Genomic DNA, 15815 nt, shown 5'->3' on the forward strand with positions numbered 1-15815 from the left:
CGAGGGCGCCGGCAGCGCGGCTGCACAACAGTGAGTCCGCACTGCCGGGCTAACTGTAGCAGAAGTCACCACATCTAGGGGATGGCGCGGCAGTTTCTGCAGTATATCCACACATTTTTTCCTTAATGTTAAGAATACTCAGAGGGTGTGGAGCGAGATTTTGCGCTATCAGGCTCTTTTCATTCCGGAATTTATCAGGCAAACACAATGCCTTAGCATTTGGTTGATGTGCCCCTTATATAGAGTCTCGCCCCTCCGGTTCGTCTATATCTTGTCTGGCGCTTAACATTTGGTGGCTTCCCCGGTGCCGACCCCAGAAATAGTGTGGGAACAGGCAAACACACGACACGGGGGACGCGTCGAACATGCGAAGCGGAGAGGTGCTCAGTCTGATCTGGCAGGACGGCGTGACGCTTCCGATCCATGACGGCTACCGTGCCTTCGAGACCATGTTCAGCCGCATTCTCCCGGTTCGCTCGGTCTGCCTTCTTGCCGGAAAATCCTGCACCCGGCCGCTGGCCATGTCCGACGAACTCGAGCTTGCCCCGGCGCTGCCGCTGGGCGACGTGCTCGTCGAAGAGCTTCCGGTCGATCTGCCCTATGGCACGATGGTGGTGTTCCTGCCCGAACAGGAAACCGACCTGTCGATGCTGATGGGGGGCGCTGTCGGCGAGAGCCTGCAACTCATGCTCAACCTCGCCGGCGTGCCGATGGAGCGCGAAACCGATGCGCTTTACCTGACCGCTCACGCCGCGATGCGACGGGCCGCGGCGCTGCGCGCCCAGGGCACTGTGCTCGACATCGAGTCCTTCGCGCTCGGCCTTGGGCGGAGCCTCGAGCGGCACTGGGTGTCAGAGCAGGGCGGGCGTCTGCCCGATCCGACGCTGTTCTCGCGCCCCGACTTCCTCTGGCAGCCGTCGCTACAGGGCTACCTGTCGCGCCTCGATCCGGGCTTTACCGCTCCCGATCCGCGCATGGTGAACGGCGACCTGCTGCGCGTCGCCGACAAACCGCTGGTGCTGTCGGAATGGGTAAGCCGCATGGAAGCGGTGCTGCGCGCCGTGCTCGGCGCACCCGAGCGTGAGACGCCGACCCTGCAAAGCCGGCTCGCGGCCCGCTTTAACCTTCAGTAAATCATTAAGTTCTTCCGACATATTAGGAATTATGCTTACTTGTCCTTGCAGATAAGGATGACTTTGCGTTTTCTTCATGATGTCCATGTCGTATCACTCCGCGATGCGCGAACCGCTGCTCAGTTTCGAGCAGGAGCGGGCTGCGATCTGCGGCTGGCAGGATCGCGGCGACCGTGCCGCGCTCGAGGTGCTGCTGCGCTCCCATGCGCGGCAGGCCTGGTCGCACGCGGCGCGGTTCACCGACAACCCGGTGCATCTCGAGGATCTCGCATCAGAGGGGCTGATGGGCTTGTTGCGTGCCGCTGACAGTTTCGACCGGGCGCAAGATGTGCGCTTCGCGACCTATGCGGCATGGTGGGTGCGCAACGCGGTGTCGTCGGCGCTGTCGCGGATCAAGGCGGTGATCGACATTCCCGCACGCACCTATCTCGACGCGCAGATGGGCAAGCTCTCGGATGACGACGTTTTCATCACGCAGCTCGCCATGCGGGGCACGGTGGCGCTTGAAACCCATCCGGCCGATGACGGCCGCGATCTCGGGCACATCCTTGTGTCGTCCGAGCCCGATCCCGAGGAACATGCCAGCCTGTCGAGCCAGCGCCGGATGCTGATGCGCCTCATCGAGGACGCGTTGTCGCGCATGGATGACGAGGAGGTCGCGGTGATCCGCCGCCGCCGTCTGTCGCCGGAGCCCGAGCCGCTCTCGGATATCGCCGCCGATCTCGGCGTTTCACAGGACCGGCTGCGGCAGGTCGAACGGCGGGCGATGATGCGCCTGCGCCGCGTCTTGATCGACTGCGGCTTTTCGCGGAACGTGCTGTCATGATGAAACTTCTCTCGATCTTCGGCGCGCAGCCCGAGCCCGGCAAGACTGCCGCGGCCACGACGGCCGAAGGCGACGGGGCGTTTGCCTCGATCATGGCGTTCCTGCGCAGCGATGCGGGAACCGTGTCCGACGGCGAGAACTCGGATGTCGCAGAGATCCTCGCGGAGGCGGAAGAGGCGCTGGCCGACCCCGATCTCACCGATGCGGATCTCGAGGCGATCCTAGCGCCGATGCTCGAAGATCTTGCCGCGGCGGTTGCGGCGGCACCGGAGCAGATGGCGCGGCTGCGTGCGGCTCTGGGGCAGGTCGCGCTCGGGGGCTCGAGCGATGCCGCGGAGGCCACGGTCGAGGCAACTTCAAACGGCGAAGCGCCCGCCGAGCCGGCGCTGTCAGAAGACGGTCTGACAGCCAAAGCCTCGCAAGCGACGCCAGTCGCGCGGCGCGAGGCGGGGCAGGGGGCCGTCACCGAGAGTGACGCCACGGGCGTGACAGAGGCAATCCAGACCACGCGCGCACAAGCTGTCGCGACCGGGCAGGCGGTGCCGCTGGCAGGGCTGCGGGCCGATCCGGGTGCCACGGATGGCGATTGGCGCGCCCTGGCCGAGGCGCTGCCCGCCCTGCGCGCCGCGCTCGAAGGCGATGAAACGCAGCTTGCCCGTCAGGTCGCCTCGGAACCGGGCGTTCAGGCGCTCGCGGCGCGGGTGCTCGGCATGGCCGAAGAGATTGCCCAGCCGGCGCGTGGGGCGCAGCTCTCGGATCTTGTGCTGAGCAATGGCAACTCCGACGAAGCCGCAGCGCTCGACAGCGCGGCGTTCGAGAGCGCCGATACGCCGGTCACCATGACCCAGCGCGCGCTGCAGCCCCAGACGGTGCCGCTGGTGCAGGCGGCAAGCTCTGCCACCTCCGACGCGCCCCAGTCCGGTCAGCAGATCCAGGTCGCTCTGGTCGCGCCTGCCGCCGGCACCTCCGAGGCGGCGCCGCTGCTGCAGACCGAAGCGCCGCGACTGGCCCAGATGCCGGCCGCGCCGAGCTCTGAGCAAATCCTGAACCAGGTGCGCGCCAGCGTGAGCGACAGCGGCAGCATCCGCGTCGCACTGACACCCGAGGGCCTGGGCGCGCTCGAGATCGACCTTGTTCCCGATGACAGCGGCCAGCTCAAGGTGACGGTGCGCGCCGAACAGGCCTCGGTTCTGTCGGCCCTGCGCGCCGACCGCGAGGGGCTTCTGACGATGCTGCGCGACGCCGGCCATCAGGTCGACGGCAAGTCGCTGAGCTTCTCGGATCTCGGGGCGCGCGATTCCGGGCAGGGCCAGACGCAGGGGCAGGCGGGCCAGACCAAAGCGACGTTCGGCTTTGCCGGCGAGACGGCCGCCGCCGAGCCCGAGATGGAAGTGAAACAGGTCGTCCTGCCGCTGAGCGGCGGGGTCGACATCCAGGTTTGAACTCAGAGGAGAGCGCCGTGGCGATCGATCCTTTCGGCACCGGCACCGTGACCGGCGCAAGCACCACCGCTTCGACCTCGATGAGCCAACTCAGCGAGGATTACGAGAGCTTCATCACGCTTCTGACGGCGCAGATCCAGAACCAGAACCCGCTGGAGCCGATGGACAGCACCACCTTCATCTCTCAGCTCGCGCAGCTGAGCCAGTTGGAACAGTCGGTGGCGGTGAACGACAACCTCGAAGGCATCGCCACGCAGCTTGCCAGCATGTCGGCGATCACCGGGCTGAACCTGATCGGGCGCAGCGTGGTGGCGCCGACCGATCAGATCGCGCTCGATGACAGCGGCTCTGCGGTGGCGAGCTACCGGCTCGCGGCTGAGGCCACCACGGTCTCGATGTCGATCGTCTCGGCGGACGGCACGGTGCTGCGCACCTATGACGGGCTTGAAGGCAGCACCGATGCGCTGCACGACGTGACCTGGGATGGCATGGATTACGAAGGTCTGCCGCTGCCCGAAGGCACCTATTACATGGTGCTGAGCGCGTCGGATGACGAGGGCAACAGCGTCGCCGGACAGACCTACGCGGCCTCGCTGGTCAACAGCATGACCTACGAGGACGGGCTGGCGACGCTGCACATGGCGAACGGCGAGAGCACGCTCGCCGGGCTGATCGAAGAGATCCGCTAAGGCGCGACCGGCGCGCCGGGCAGCCTTAGCTGCGCGGCACGTCGGCCTTGATCAGCGACAGGAACAGAACGTCCGACACGCCCTCGCCGAAATCGGCCTTGAGGTCGGAGATCAGCGTCTGGGTCAGCTTCTCGGTATCGATGCTCGGGCCCTGCATGGCCGAGGTTCCGGCGGCCTTGTGCATCGAGGCGAGGATCACGTCGCGCAGGCGCGATGCGTTCTCGGCGACGTTGAAGACCTCGGCGGTCTGCTTGTCACGCATCGCGACACCCACTTCCGAAACCACGTAGGTCACGCTGTTGGGTCGGTAGACCGGCACGCTGACGCGGCCGAGGCGCACGACGCTGCTGTCGCCGAAGGGATCCTTGCGGATCAGACTGGCGGTCTGGTGCTCGGGGGTCGCGCCGTGGCCGGCATCGGCCTGGCTCGGGGAGTGGCCGTGGCTGCCGCCCTCTTCCTCGGGAAGATGCTCGGGCGCGCTGCTGGCCAGCTTGTCGAGAACCTTCTCGGCCTCGCTGCGGCCGGCGGTTTCCTCGCCATGCGTCGGGTCGGCATCGTGGCCGGTGCCATGCGCCGGCGCTTCATGCGCAGCGTTCTTGGTGCCGTGTTCCTTGTCGGAGGGAATGAATTGCCCACCCGCAAAACCGGCGGCCCCGCAAAGCATCGGCAGGGCCGCGAAGGCAATATAGGCTTTCTTCATAACCGAATCCCGCATGTTCCTGGTCAGGTTCGGTTATGCGGGCCAATTCGGGCGACAGTTTTATCCAAACATGGCCCAAACCGGATTTAATACGGCAAGATAATGTCCATCACGTCCTCGCCATACCCGCGAGTCTGCTGGCGGCTGATCGAGCCGCGCCCGCCGTACCCGATGCGGGCTTCGGCCATCTTGTCGTAGGGGATCGAGTTGTCGCGGTCGATGTCCTGCGGGCGGATGATGCCCGAGACGCGCAGCTCGCGCAGCTCCTCGTTGACCTTGACTTCCTGCCGGCCCAGCACCACGAGGTTGCCGTTCGGCAGGGCCTGAACCACGAGCGCCGCCATGCGCAGCGAGATCGCCTCGTTGCGGTTGATCGAGCCATCGCCCGCGGCGCCGGTGGTCGAGGTGATGTCGACGAGGTTGCCCTCGGGCAGATCCTCGGGGCCGACGCCGGGCAGGATCTTGTCGATCTGGGTGCCGTAGCCGAAGAACTTGGGGAAGGCGAGGGTGCTGCTGCCGGTCCGGTTGCGGTCGGACTCGTTGCTCAGGCTCGCCTCGTCGTCGATCTCGATGATGATCGTCAGGATGTCGCCCACCCTTGTGGCGCGCTGATCGCCGAAAAAGCCGGACGAGCCGCGCTCCCAGAGCGAGGCACCCTCGGCGCGGTAGGGCACGCGCACCGCCTCGGGGGGCGGCATCGGCACGGTGACGTTCCGTGCGGCGGCAAGTTCTTCTGGGTCGACGCCGACCGGGCTGAGCTGCGGATCGCGGTCGAAGGCGGGGGTGCCGCAGCCGACGAGAATGGTCAGGGCCGAGCCCGTGAGAAGCGCAACGCGCCGGGTTGTCATCGGATCACCTCCACGAGCCCTTCTTCGCGCGCGACGGCGGTCAGGGCGTTGTTGCTGACGAGATTGACGATGCGCACGTCCTGCCCGCGATGGGCGTCGGTCAGCGCGCGGCCCGGGGCGGTCACCACCAGCCGGCCGTCATCATAGAGAATATTCACCTTGTCGCCGCGCCCGATCACCAGCGGCTCCATCACCGACTGGCGCATCACCGGGCGGCCCTGCGCCAGCATCCGCCGCACCTGCATGCCCTCGAGCATCTCGGGATCGGTCAGGGTAAAGACACCCACGCGGGCGACCGGCAGCTCGACAACCTTGATGTCGTCGGCGGCGACGATCTCGCCGGGCATCAGCCGGCGGGTCGGCACCGGCAGGCTGAGCTTGGCCACTGCGAGCCCCTGCAGCCGGTGGGTGATGCCGTCCTCGGTCACCGCGTTGGCAAGGAAGCTGCCGGTGTCCTTGTCCATCCAGAAGGCCGAGATCAGTTCGGCCTCGTCTACCGGTCCCGCGGTGAAGCGGATGTGGATGCTGGCGTCGATGGGCAGCGTGTCGCCCCAGCTGTCGCGCACCTGTTCCTCGATCAGCACCTCGGTGGTCTCGGCCAGCGCGGGCGGGGCGGTGAGCGTCAGGGCACAGAGCAGGGCGGCGAGACGGCGGAGCATGGCGTTACTTGATCTGGTTGGCGGCGGACATCATCTCGTCGGCGGTCGAGATCGCCTTGGAGTTCATCTCGTAGGCGCGCTGCGCCTGGATCAGGTCGGTGATCTGGCGGATGATGTCGACGTTTGAGGCCTCGAGATAGCCCTGCCGCAGGATGCCGACGCCGGCATCGCCGGGCAGCGCCGGGATCGCGTCGCCCGAGGCCACGGTGGCTTCCAGCAGGTTGTTGCCCAAGGGGCGCATGCCGGCATCGTTGACAAAGGTGGTCAGGGTCAGTTGACCAACCTCGACCGGGGTCGCGTCGCCATCGACATAGGCGCTGACGATGCCGGTCTCGCTGATCTCGACTGCGGTGGTGTTGTCCGGCAGCACGATGCCGGGGTCGACCTCGAAGCCCTGATGGTTGACGATCTGGCCTTCCGCCGACAGTCGGAACGAGCCGTCGCGGGTGTAGGCCTGGCCGCCATCGGGCAGGTTGACGGTGAAGTAGCCGCGCCCGTCGATGGCAAGGTCGAGCTGGCTCTCGGTCTGGGTCAGGCCGCCCTGCGTGTTCAGGCGCAGCGTGCCGACCGAGCGCACGCCGAGGCCGATGTCGAGCCCGATCGGGCGGGTGGTGCCCTCCTCGGCGGTGACGGCCCCCTCGCGCGACTGGTTTTCGTAGATCAGATCGGTGAACGACGCCCGGGCGCTCTTGAAGCCGGTGGTGTTGGCGTTGGCGATGTTGTTCGAGATCACGTCAACATTGGTCTGTTGCGCCATCATGCCGGTGGCGGCGATGCCCAGTGCCTTCATCTTCCAGTCCCTCGCTTAGCTGTTCCGTCCGATGCGGGTCAGCATTTCTTTTTTCAGTTCGTCATCCGATGCGATCAGGTTCAGCGCGTGCTGATAGGCCTGCTGGATGTTGATCAACCGGGTGACCTCGGTCACCGGCTGGACGTTGCTGCTTTCGACCGCGCCCTGGATCACGCTGGTGCCGGTCTCGTCGGGGACCAGCCCCTGCGCGTCTGCGTTCGGCACGAACATGCCGCCGCCGGCGCGGGTCAGGGTCTGGCGGTCGGGCAGTTCGAAGATGCCGACCTGCCCCATCACGCCGCCCTCGGGCGAGGTGATCACGCCGTCATCCGAAATCGAGATCGAGCCGGCGAATTCCGGCGGTAGGTTCAGTGGCGCGCCGCCGAGGTCGAGGATCCGGGCGCCGCTGGCGGTGGTCACCTGGCCCTGCGCATCGAGCACGAGCTGGCCGTCGCGGCCATATGCCATGCGCCCGTCGGGCATTTCATAGGCGAACCAGCCCTGGCCGGTGAGCGCGAGATCGAGCGGGTTGCCGGTCTGCACCACCACCCCCGCCGTGTCATCGACATAAGAGCCGCGGTCGAGCACGTAGTTCGTGCCCTCGCCGGTGAGCGAGGACTCGTCCTGCTCGAGGTAGCTTTCGAACAGCACCCGCTCGGCCTTGAAGCCGCTGGAATTGGCATTGGCGATATTGTTCGCGGTCACGTCGAGCTGGCGCTCGAGCGCGGTCAGCTTGGAGAGCGCGACATAGGTCGAATTATCCATGCGCAGTGCCTGTCAATGTTTGCCCGTTCATTCTTTTCTTGCGAAGAATGCGGGCTTTGCTAGGATAACGCAAGTATTATCATGGCGAGGCGATCAAAGAAAGTGGCCTATCCTTGCGCTTTTCAAGGCCCGCATGCGGCCGTCCTTGCGCTGCTGCTCTGCGCCGGCCCGGCGCTGGCGGAGCGTGAGGCGGGTGTCGTGGCCTCCACGCTCGAGGATCGCTTCTCGCCCGCTTTGCTCAATCCGCTCGAGGTGATCGACCCGCCGCCGCTCTATCTCGAGCGGCGCGAGGCGCTGCCCTTTCTGGAAGAGCGCCGGGCGCTGATGCGCAAGCTGCGCAATGCCGGGGACGACAAGGCGGCGCAGGCCCGCGCGCTGACCGATCTGGCGGAGTTCTACTTTGCCCATGCGCTGGCGCCCGAGGGGCTGTCGGTGCTTGGTGCGGTGCAGGGGGTGGGTGTGCCGCTGGCGCATGAGCTGCGCGCCGCCGCTTTCGAGCTGGCGCTTGGTCTGATCGACCTGCGCGACCGCCCGCTGACCGACCGCGCCCGCGCGCTGCTCGATGCCGGGCATGGCGATTGGCCCGACCAGCCGCTGTTCCTCGCCCTGTCGCATATCCGCGAAGAGCGCTGCGCCGAGGCGGGCGCTGTCCTTGACGAGGCCGTCACGCGGCTGGCGCGGTTTTCGAAGCCGGTGCAGGAGCGGGTGCTGCCGGGGCTGCTTGAATGCGCCATCGAGACCCGCCAATGGCGGCTGGCCCGCGATCTCGCCGCCGCCTTCGATGCCTATCCCGAGCTCAAGGGCGGTGCGGCCTATCACTTCCTGCTCGGGCGGGTGGCCGAGGCTGGGGATGCCCCTCTGGCGGCGTTCGACAGCTACGTGCAGGCTCAGGGCGGCGACGACCTCTGGGCGCACCGGGCGCGCACGGCGCTGGTCGATCTCGGGCTCAAGCACGATGCGCTGGAGCTGGACGAGGCGGTGGCGCTGCTGTCACAAGAGGCCGAGATGTGGCGCGGCGGAGAAGACGGCGCGCAGACCCTGCGGGACCTCGCCTCGCTGCAGCTCATTGCCGACGATCCCGCGAGCGCGATCGAAACCTATGGCCGGATCATCGTGCGGCACCCGGAAAGCCCCGAGGCGATGGAGGCCAAGCAGAAGGCGCGGGCACTGATCGACGAGCTCTACCGCAAGGGCGCCGCGCGCGAGATCTCGCTTGGCCGCTTCATGGCGAGCCACGAGCGCATCGCGCCGTTCTTCCGCTTCAACGCGAGTTTTGCCGAGGCGTCGGAACGGCTGGCCGACACCTTCCTGAAGGCCGGGGCGACGACCATCGCTGCGCGCGAATACGCCACGATCCATGACTACCTCACGGCGGGGCAGGATCTCGGGATCACCGAGGCGGTGGCGGAGCAGCTCGACCGGCTGAAGGTGAAGGAGGCCGAGGCGCTGGCGGCGGGCGGCCAGTGGGAGACGCTGGGCGCGCTGCTGTCGCAGTCGATGGAGTTGAGCGATCCCGCGCTGCGGCGGCGGCATGAGATGATCTCGGCGCGCTATCTCGAAGAGACCGGGCGGGCCAGCGAATTGCTGGGCGAGGCCACCGAGGAAGCGCCCGAGCAGGTGCTGCGCCTGCGCGCGCAGGCGCGGTTCGACGAGGGCGACTGGCCCGGCGCGGTTGCGGCCTACGGCCTTTTGCACGACCGGCTGGGCGACGCGATGCCGCTGCCGGACAGCATCCGCTACCTTCTCTCGGCGCATCGTAGCGGCGATATGGCGCTGACCGCCGAGATCGCCCGTGCCTTTCCGGCCCTGACCGAACTGCCGGCATGGGACGATATCGCCCGCAGCCTGACCCAGGCCGCACCCGAGCTTCTGCCCCTGCGCGAGGAGACCGCCCGCGCAAGGATCGAGAGTGCCGAGGACATGCTCGAAACCTTGCCGGGAGCCGAACAACTCAACTAGTGCGCGTTGTGAGATCAAATTTTGGCAAGATTCGCGTGAAAATTGCCAAGTAAACAGATCTTTAAACATGGTGTAACCGAGATCTGGTATTTGGTTGGGGAACGGTGGTGGTACCACCGACACAAAAAAGGCGAGGCGGACATGAGCATTTCCAACGCGATGGCATCCGGAGTCAGCGGCCTGATGGCGAACTCCGACGCGGTTGAGAGAATTTCCTACAACATCGCGAACGCGGACACTGTCGGCTACCGGCGCAGCTTTTCGCAGATGGTGACGTCGGGCTCCAGCTCGGCCTCCGGCGCGTTCGCCACCGGCGTGGCGACCACGGTCACGCATTCCAACACCGCCGAGGGCAGCTTCACCAGCACGTCGGTCGACTCGAACCTGACGATCACCGGCAACGGCTTCTTCGTGGTGAACTCGAACATCGACGCCTCCTACACCTCGGGCAACATGTTCACCCGCGTCGGCAGCTTCGAGCCCGATGAGAACGGCAACCTCGTGAATGCCGCCGGTCTCTATCTGATGGGGTATTCTTACGGTGAAGACGGCACGCTCGGCCCGGTCGACCGCGCCAGCTTCAGCGATCTCGAGCCGGTGAACATCGCGAGCGAGACCCTCAGCGGCACCGCCACCACCGATGTGTCGATCTCGGGCAACCTGCCGTCGCAGGAGACCGGGCTCGAAACCCCGGGCGAGGCCTTCGTGACCTCGGCGGAATACTACAACTCGCTGGGCGAGGCCGAGCGCCTGACCCTCTCCTTCCAGCCGACCGTCAACGATGACGAGTGGGTGGTGACGATCTCGGACGACAACACCGAATACGGCACCGTCACCATGACCTTCAACGACAGCGGCGAGAATGTCGGCTCGCCGGCGGCTTACGGCGATGTCACCGTCAGCGCCGCGGCGCCCGCAGGGTTCGCCTTCGACGTGGCGACCGGCGAGATGACCATCACCATCGACAACGCGACCGAGCCGCAGGTCATCACCATGTCGCTGGGCACCCCCGACAGCTTCGACGGGCTGACCCAGTTCTCGGGCGACTACACCCCGATGACCGTCGAGCCCAACGGCAGCGAGAGCGGCACGCTCACCCGGGTCGAGTTCGACGAGTTCGGCGATGTCTGGGGCGTGTTCGACAACGGCACCCGCAAGGCGCTCTACTCGATCCCGCTGGCGACCTTCGCCAACCCGAACGGGCTCGAGACCAGCAACAACTCGACCTTCCACATGTCGAACACCTCCGGCAGCTATTATCTCGGCGGCGCCGGCACCGGCGAAACCGGCACGCTGACCTCGGGCGGGGTGGAGTCGGCCAATGTCGACATCGCCGAAGAGCTCACCAGCCTGATCCAGCGCCAGCGCGCCTATTCCTCGAACGCCAAGATCATCACCACGGCGGACGAGATGCTGAACGAGACCGTGAACCTCAAGCGCTGATCGGCACGGTTGCCGGATAGGAATACGCCATGAGCCTGATCTCCGCCCTCAACGCGGCGCGCAGCGGGATGAGCACCAGCTCCCGCTGGGCGGAAACCGTGACGACGAATATCGCCAACGCCAACAACGCGAGCTACGCCCGGCGCGAGACCCAGATCACCACCGACGGGCAGGGCGCGGCGCAGGTGAGCGAGATCACCCGCGCCGTCGACAGCGCGCTCGACGCGATGTACCGCAGCGAGGTGGGCCGCACCTCGAAGCAGGACGCGATCGCGGCGGGCCTCGAGAGCTATACGACGTTGCTCGGCGACACCGAAAGCACCGATACGGTGCTGACCCGGCTCACCGATTTCCAGAGCTCGCTCGGCCTTCTGGCGGTTTCGCCCGCCGACACGGCGCTGCAACGCGCCACCATAGGCGACGCGCAGGAACTGGCGCAGGCGCTGAACCGGGCGGGGGGCAATCTCACCGCCGCGATGGACAGTGCCGAAGAGGCGATCGCGTCGGACGTGGCGGCGGTGAACACCTCGCTTTCGAAGATCGCGGAGCTGAGCGAGCGTCTGGTCAGCCAGGATCAGTCTCCCGACGCGCAGCTCGCGTTGCAGGACGAGCTTGGTGCCGAGCTCGACGCGCTTTCGGAATATATCGACTTCACCACGCGGACCGACAGCCGGGGCCGGATCGAGATCTTTACCGGCGGCGGCACCGCACTGGTCACCGGCGGCGAAGCCGAGACGCTGAGCTTTGATGCCGATACCGGCATCCTGACCGCCGGCGACGTCGAGATCACGCCGGGCGAGACCGGCAAGCGCGGCATTTCCGAAGGCTCGCTCTCGGGGCAGATCGAGCTGTTCAACACCGTGCTGCCCGAGATGCAGGCCCAGCTCGACGAGGTCGCGCGGGCGCTGATCGACGGCATGGTCGAGGCTGATGCCAGCCTCGCAGCCGGCGAGGCAGGTCTCTTCACCGACAACGGTGCGGCGCTGACCGATCCCTTCGAGCCGGGGCTGGCCAGCCGGATTTCCGTCAATGACGCGGTCGTGCCCGAGAATGGCGGGGCGCTCTGGCGCATTCGGGACGGTCTTGGCGCCGAAGAGGCGGGGGCCGCCGGGGACAACACCCAGGTCACGGACTTCATCGACGTGCTCGACAGCGCGATGACGTTCGACGAGAGCCTGGGCCTGGGCGACAACATGACGCTGTCGAGCTATATCTCGACACTGATTTCGAGCCAGAACACCACCCGCGCCAGTGCCGAGACCTCGGCAGAGAGCCTTGCCGCCGGCGCCATCGCGGTGCAGAGTTCGCGGCTCTCCTTCATGGGCGTCAATGTCGATGACGAGCTGCAGCAGCTCACCGCCATCCAGCAATCCTACAACGCCAATGCGCAGACCCTGTCGGTCGTCTCCGAGATGCTCGACACCCTGCTCAGCGCGATCTGACCCCGGAGCCCCCGATGATCGGTTTCACCCGCGGACCCTCGACGCTCTACAGCAACCTGCTGCGGCGCAACGCCAATGCCGAGATGCAGACCCAGCTTGCCAAGGCCGAGCAGGAGCTGGCCAGCGGCGTCAAGAGCGACATCTACAAATCCCTCGGGCCGAGCGCGTCGGAGGCCCTGAACCTGAACGCCTCGCTCGAGCGCGACGAGGCGCAGATCGCCGCCAACAAGTTGCTTGGCGGGCGCATCGACACCATGAGCAGCGCGCTCGGGTCGATGGGTGAAGCCATTCAGAAGACGCTGGAAGTCGCGGTCGCAAATGCCGGTTCGAACGGCGGCACCGCCGACGGCATCCAGACCGAGGCCAAGGCCTCGCTCGCGTCGCTGCTGTCGCTGGTCAACGTGAACTACGGCGGGATTCCGCTGTTTGCCGGCCCCAGCGACGGCACCACTGCGGTTCAGGATTACGACAGCGCCCGCGCCGATACCGGGCTCACCCCCGAAGAGGTGATCGAGGGCATCCTGGCCGGCGGGCTCGAGACCGAGGCCGACGCCGAGGCGCGCCTTGCAGAGCTTGACGCGATCTTCGACAACACCGCCGCCGATCCGGAGCAGACCTACGATGCGCTGTTCTTCACCGGCGCCACCGGGGCGGATCCGATGTCGGTCGGCATCGGCGACGGCATCACCGTGACCTACGGCGTGCAGGCCAATGACGAGGCGTTCCGGCAGGTGTTCCAGGGGCTTGTGATGCTGGCCTCGACCGATGTTTCCGCGATCGACGACCCCGACGCCTATGCGACCTGGATCTCGGCCGCCACCGACCGGCTCAGCACTGGCCTTGCGGGTCTGCTCGACAGTCAGATCCAGCTCGACACCGCTTCGGCGCGGATCGACGAGGCCAATACCCGGATGGAAGACCGCGCCAGCCTCTACAAGAGCAGGGTCGCGGAAATGGTGGAAATCGACAGCTACGAGGCGGCGACCAACATCACCGCGCTCGAGACCCAGCTTCAGGCGAGCTATGCCGCCACCGCCAAGCTGTCACAGCTGAGCTTTCTGGACTTCATGAGCTGATCCGGAGGCGGCTGCGATCCGCAGCCGCGCCGGCCGCGTTTCCGCAAGCTCGGCCGCGTTTTCCGGGGCGAGCTTGTAACCGCGTCCGCGAATGGTGCGGATATGCGGATCGCCCGAGGGCGACATCTCTTCGATCTTCTTGCGGATCCGGCAGATATAGACGTCGATCACCTTGTCGAAGGGCTGGTCCTGCGCCATGCCGTAGACCGCGTCGTAGATCACCGATTTCGACACCACACGCGGCGCAGCCAGCGCGATCTGCTGGAAGATCGCCAGCTCGCGCTGAGACAGCTTCATCGGCTGCCCCGCCACGTCCGGATCGCGGCCATCGAAATAGGCAGTGATGTCGCCGATGCGCAGGCTGCCGGCGGCGTGGCCGTGGAACCTGCGGGTGATGGCGTTGACCCGGCTGCGCAGCTCGAGCCCGGTCACCGGCCCGACGATATCGTCATCGGCGCCCGCGTCGAGCGCGCTCATCGCGGCCTCGGGATTGCGCGCCATGCGCAGTACGAGGATCGGATTGCGGCAGCCCGAGCGGCGCAGGCGCGAGATGTGCTCCACCAGCCGCGGATGCTCGGCCAGCAGCACCGGCCGGTCGGCGTAACCGTCGCTTCCAAGAAGGTCGAGCTCCCGGTCGAACAGGTCGTCATTGACGGCGACCGGTTCCCACTCGGCTTCGTCCAGCCTCGAAAGAAGGCCTTTAAAAGCGTTGGATCGCGGCTCGTAAAGATAGATATGCACCACGCACTCCCGATGGGCCTTCGGATCTTGTTATCCATGGGCGGATGCAATGATCATGCTTTGTTAAAGCCCTGCGGTCAAGCATAAGACAAGGATAGTATCGCTATCCATGATTTAATCATTGATGGTGCCCCCTTTTCCATGTTTAATCTTGAAGCAACGGAAACCCATCCACCCGGAAGCCCATGCGCATTGCTGCCTGCCTCGGCGCCCTGATCGGCGCGCTCTGCCTTGCCCTCCCGGCCCTGGCCGATGTCCGGATCAAGGACATCGCCACCTTCGAGGGCGTGCGGGAAAACCAGCTTGTGGGGTATGGTCTCGTGGTTGGCCTGAACGGCACCGGCGACAGCCTGCGCAACTCGCCCTTCACCGAGAAGAGTATCGAGGCGATGCTCGAGCGGCTCGGGGTCGGCAACCTGTCCGACGACAATATCAAGACCACCAACACCGCGGCGGTGATGGTCACCGCCATGCTGCCGCCCTTCGCGCGGCTCGGCTCGACCATCGATGTGGTGGTGTCGTCGCTGGGCGACGCGAGCTCGCTGCGCGGCGGCACGCTAATCGTCACGCCGCTGACTGGCGCCGATGGCGAGGTCTATGCGGTGGCGCAGGGGCCGATCGCCACGGCCGGCTTCTCGGCCACCGGTGTGGCGGCGTCGATCACCGAAGGCGTGCCGACGGTGGCGCGGATCGAGAACGGGGCGACCGTCGAAAACGAGGTCGACTTCCAGCTATCCTCGCTGAATTCTGTGCGCATCACCCTGCGAAACCCCGATTTCACCACGGCAGTGCGGATGTCGGACGCGATCAACGACCGGCTGGGCGGCAACTCGGCCCGGGTGCTGGACTCCGGCACCGTCGAACTGGCGATCCACGGGGCCGGAAAGGGCGACGTGCCGGGGGTGCTCTCGGAAGTCGAGAATTTGCGGCTCGAGCCCGACAGCGTGGCCAAGGTCGTGGTCGACGCCAAGACCGGCACCATCGTGATCGGCGCAAATGTGCGGATCGACCGGGTTGCGGTCAGCCAGGGCGGGCTCACGGTGATGGTGCGCGAGGATCCGCTGGTGAGCCAGCCGAACCCGATCACCATCGGCGGCACCACCGTCGTGGTGCCGCGAACCACGGTGGGCGTCGAGGAGCAGGAGGCCCATTTCACCATTCTCGAAGGCGCCGACGTGAGCCTGCAGCGGTTGGTCGATGCGCTCAACGCCATCGGGCTGAGCGCCACGCAGACGATCTCGATCCTGCAGGCGATCAAGGCCGCCGGTGCGCTGCACGCCGATCTCGAAATCATCTGAGGAG

General features: G+C 66.3%; 15 protein-coding genes. 9 read left to right on the forward strand and 6 right to left on the reverse strand.

The window, feature by feature from the left end; all coding sequences use genetic code 11:
* Positions 1 to 365: 365 nt before the first annotated feature.
* The 4 genes from AC6RA4_RS04205 (at position 366) to AC6RA4_RS04220 (ending at position 4090) form a co-directional block, all read left to right on the forward strand.
* On the forward strand, positions 366 to 1133 hold the full coding sequence (locus tag AC6RA4_RS04205) for a hypothetical protein (protein ID WP_500157691.1): 768 nt from the start codon (positions 366 to 368) through the stop codon (positions 1131 to 1133).
* Between the two features lie 85 nt (positions 1134 to 1218).
* Positions 1219 to 1959, forward strand: a complete 741-nt coding sequence (locus AC6RA4_RS04210; RefSeq protein WP_500157693.1) for a sigma-70 family RNA polymerase sigma factor — start codon at positions 1219 to 1221, stop codon at positions 1957 to 1959.
* Positions 1956 to 3401 (forward strand): flagellar hook-length control protein FliK, encoded by a 1446-nt coding sequence (locus AC6RA4_RS04215; RefSeq protein ID WP_500157695.1) that lies wholly within the window; start codon positions 1956 to 1958, stop codon positions 3399 to 3401. Before AC6RA4_RS04210 ends, AC6RA4_RS04215 begins: the two co-directional genes overlap by 4 nt.
* 17 nt (positions 3402 to 3418) lie before the next feature.
* Positions 3419 to 4090 carry a flagellar hook assembly protein FlgD gene (locus AC6RA4_RS04220; protein WP_500157697.1) on the forward strand — a complete coding sequence of 224 codons (672 nt, stop codon included), beginning with the start codon at positions 3419 to 3421 and terminating at the stop codon, positions 4088 to 4090.
* A 25-nt stretch (positions 4091 to 4115) separates the two neighbouring features.
* On the opposite strand, the gene AC6RA4_RS04225 is transcribed toward AC6RA4_RS04220, so the two are convergent.
* The 5 genes from AC6RA4_RS04225 to flgF all read right to left on the reverse strand — a co-directional run bounded on the left by AC6RA4_RS04225 (position 4116) and on the right by flgF (position 7852).
* A complete protein-coding gene (locus tag AC6RA4_RS04225; RefSeq protein WP_500157699.1) occupies positions 4116 to 4790 on the reverse strand; it encodes a hypothetical protein in 675 nt (224 codons plus the stop codon).
* Positions 4791 to 4876: 86 nt separating this feature from the next.
* Positions 4877 to 5638, reverse strand: coding sequence for a flagellar basal body L-ring protein FlgH (flgH, locus tag AC6RA4_RS04230; protein WP_500157701.1), 762 nt, complete (start codon positions 5636 to 5638; stop codon positions 4877 to 4879).
* Entirely contained in the window at positions 5635 to 6297 is a 663-nt protein-coding gene (gene flgA / locus AC6RA4_RS04235) for a flagellar basal body P-ring formation chaperone FlgA (protein ID WP_500157703.1), read from the reverse strand. The genes flgH and flgA overlap by 4 nt, the downstream gene beginning before the upstream one ends.
* 4 nt (positions 6298 to 6301) lie before the next feature.
* The gene (flgG, locus tag AC6RA4_RS04240; RefSeq protein ID WP_500157705.1) at positions 6302 to 7087 is read right to left on the reverse strand and encodes a flagellar basal-body rod protein FlgG; all 786 of its coding nucleotides are present in this window, start codon (positions 7085 to 7087) and stop codon (positions 6302 to 6304) included.
* A gap of 15 nt (positions 7088 to 7102) precedes the next feature.
* Complete coding sequence (flgF, locus tag AC6RA4_RS04245) at positions 7103 to 7852, reverse strand: flagellar basal-body rod protein FlgF (RefSeq protein ID WP_500157707.1); 750 nt, start codon at positions 7850 to 7852, stop codon at positions 7103 to 7105.
* A gap of 81 nt (positions 7853 to 7933) precedes the next feature.
* On the opposite strand from flgF, the gene AC6RA4_RS04250 reads away from it, so the two are divergent.
* The 4 genes from AC6RA4_RS04250 (at position 7934) to AC6RA4_RS04265 (ending at position 13772) form a co-directional block, all read left to right on the forward strand.
* Positions 7934 to 9811, forward strand: coding sequence for a hypothetical protein (locus AC6RA4_RS04250; protein ID WP_500157709.1), 1878 nt, complete (start codon positions 7934 to 7936; stop codon positions 9809 to 9811).
* A 141-nt stretch (positions 9812 to 9952) separates the two neighbouring features.
* Positions 9953 to 11254 carry a flagellar hook protein FlgE gene (locus tag AC6RA4_RS04255; protein WP_500157711.1) on the forward strand — a complete coding sequence of 434 codons (1302 nt, stop codon included), beginning with the start codon at positions 9953 to 9955 and terminating at the stop codon, positions 11252 to 11254.
* A 29-nt stretch (positions 11255 to 11283) separates the two neighbouring features.
* Complete coding sequence (gene flgK, locus AC6RA4_RS04260; protein ID WP_500157713.1) at positions 11284 to 12696, forward strand: flagellar hook-associated protein FlgK; 1413 nt, start codon at positions 11284 to 11286, stop codon at positions 12694 to 12696.
* Positions 12697 to 12710: 14 nt separating this feature from the next.
* On the forward strand, positions 12711 to 13772 hold the full coding sequence (locus AC6RA4_RS04265; protein WP_500157715.1) for a flagellin N-terminal helical domain-containing protein: 1062 nt from the start codon (positions 12711 to 12713) through the stop codon (positions 13770 to 13772).
* Here the strand turns inward: AC6RA4_RS04265 and AC6RA4_RS04270 are convergent.
* Positions 13740 to 14513, reverse strand: coding sequence for a winged helix-turn-helix domain-containing protein (locus tag AC6RA4_RS04270; protein WP_500157717.1), 774 nt, complete (start codon positions 14511 to 14513; stop codon positions 13740 to 13742). The two genes, AC6RA4_RS04265 and AC6RA4_RS04270, sit on opposite strands and share 33 nt — an antisense overlap.
* A 185-nt stretch (positions 14514 to 14698) precedes the next feature.
* Here AC6RA4_RS04270 and AC6RA4_RS04275 point away from each other — a divergent pair, with 185 nt between their 5' ends.
* Positions 14699 to 15811 (forward strand): flagellar basal body P-ring protein FlgI, encoded by a 1113-nt coding sequence (locus AC6RA4_RS04275; protein ID WP_500157719.1) that lies wholly within the window; start codon positions 14699 to 14701, stop codon positions 15809 to 15811.
* Positions 15812 to 15815: the final 4 nt, after the last annotated feature.

It is taken from the genome of Salipiger sp., assembly GCF_059781815.1.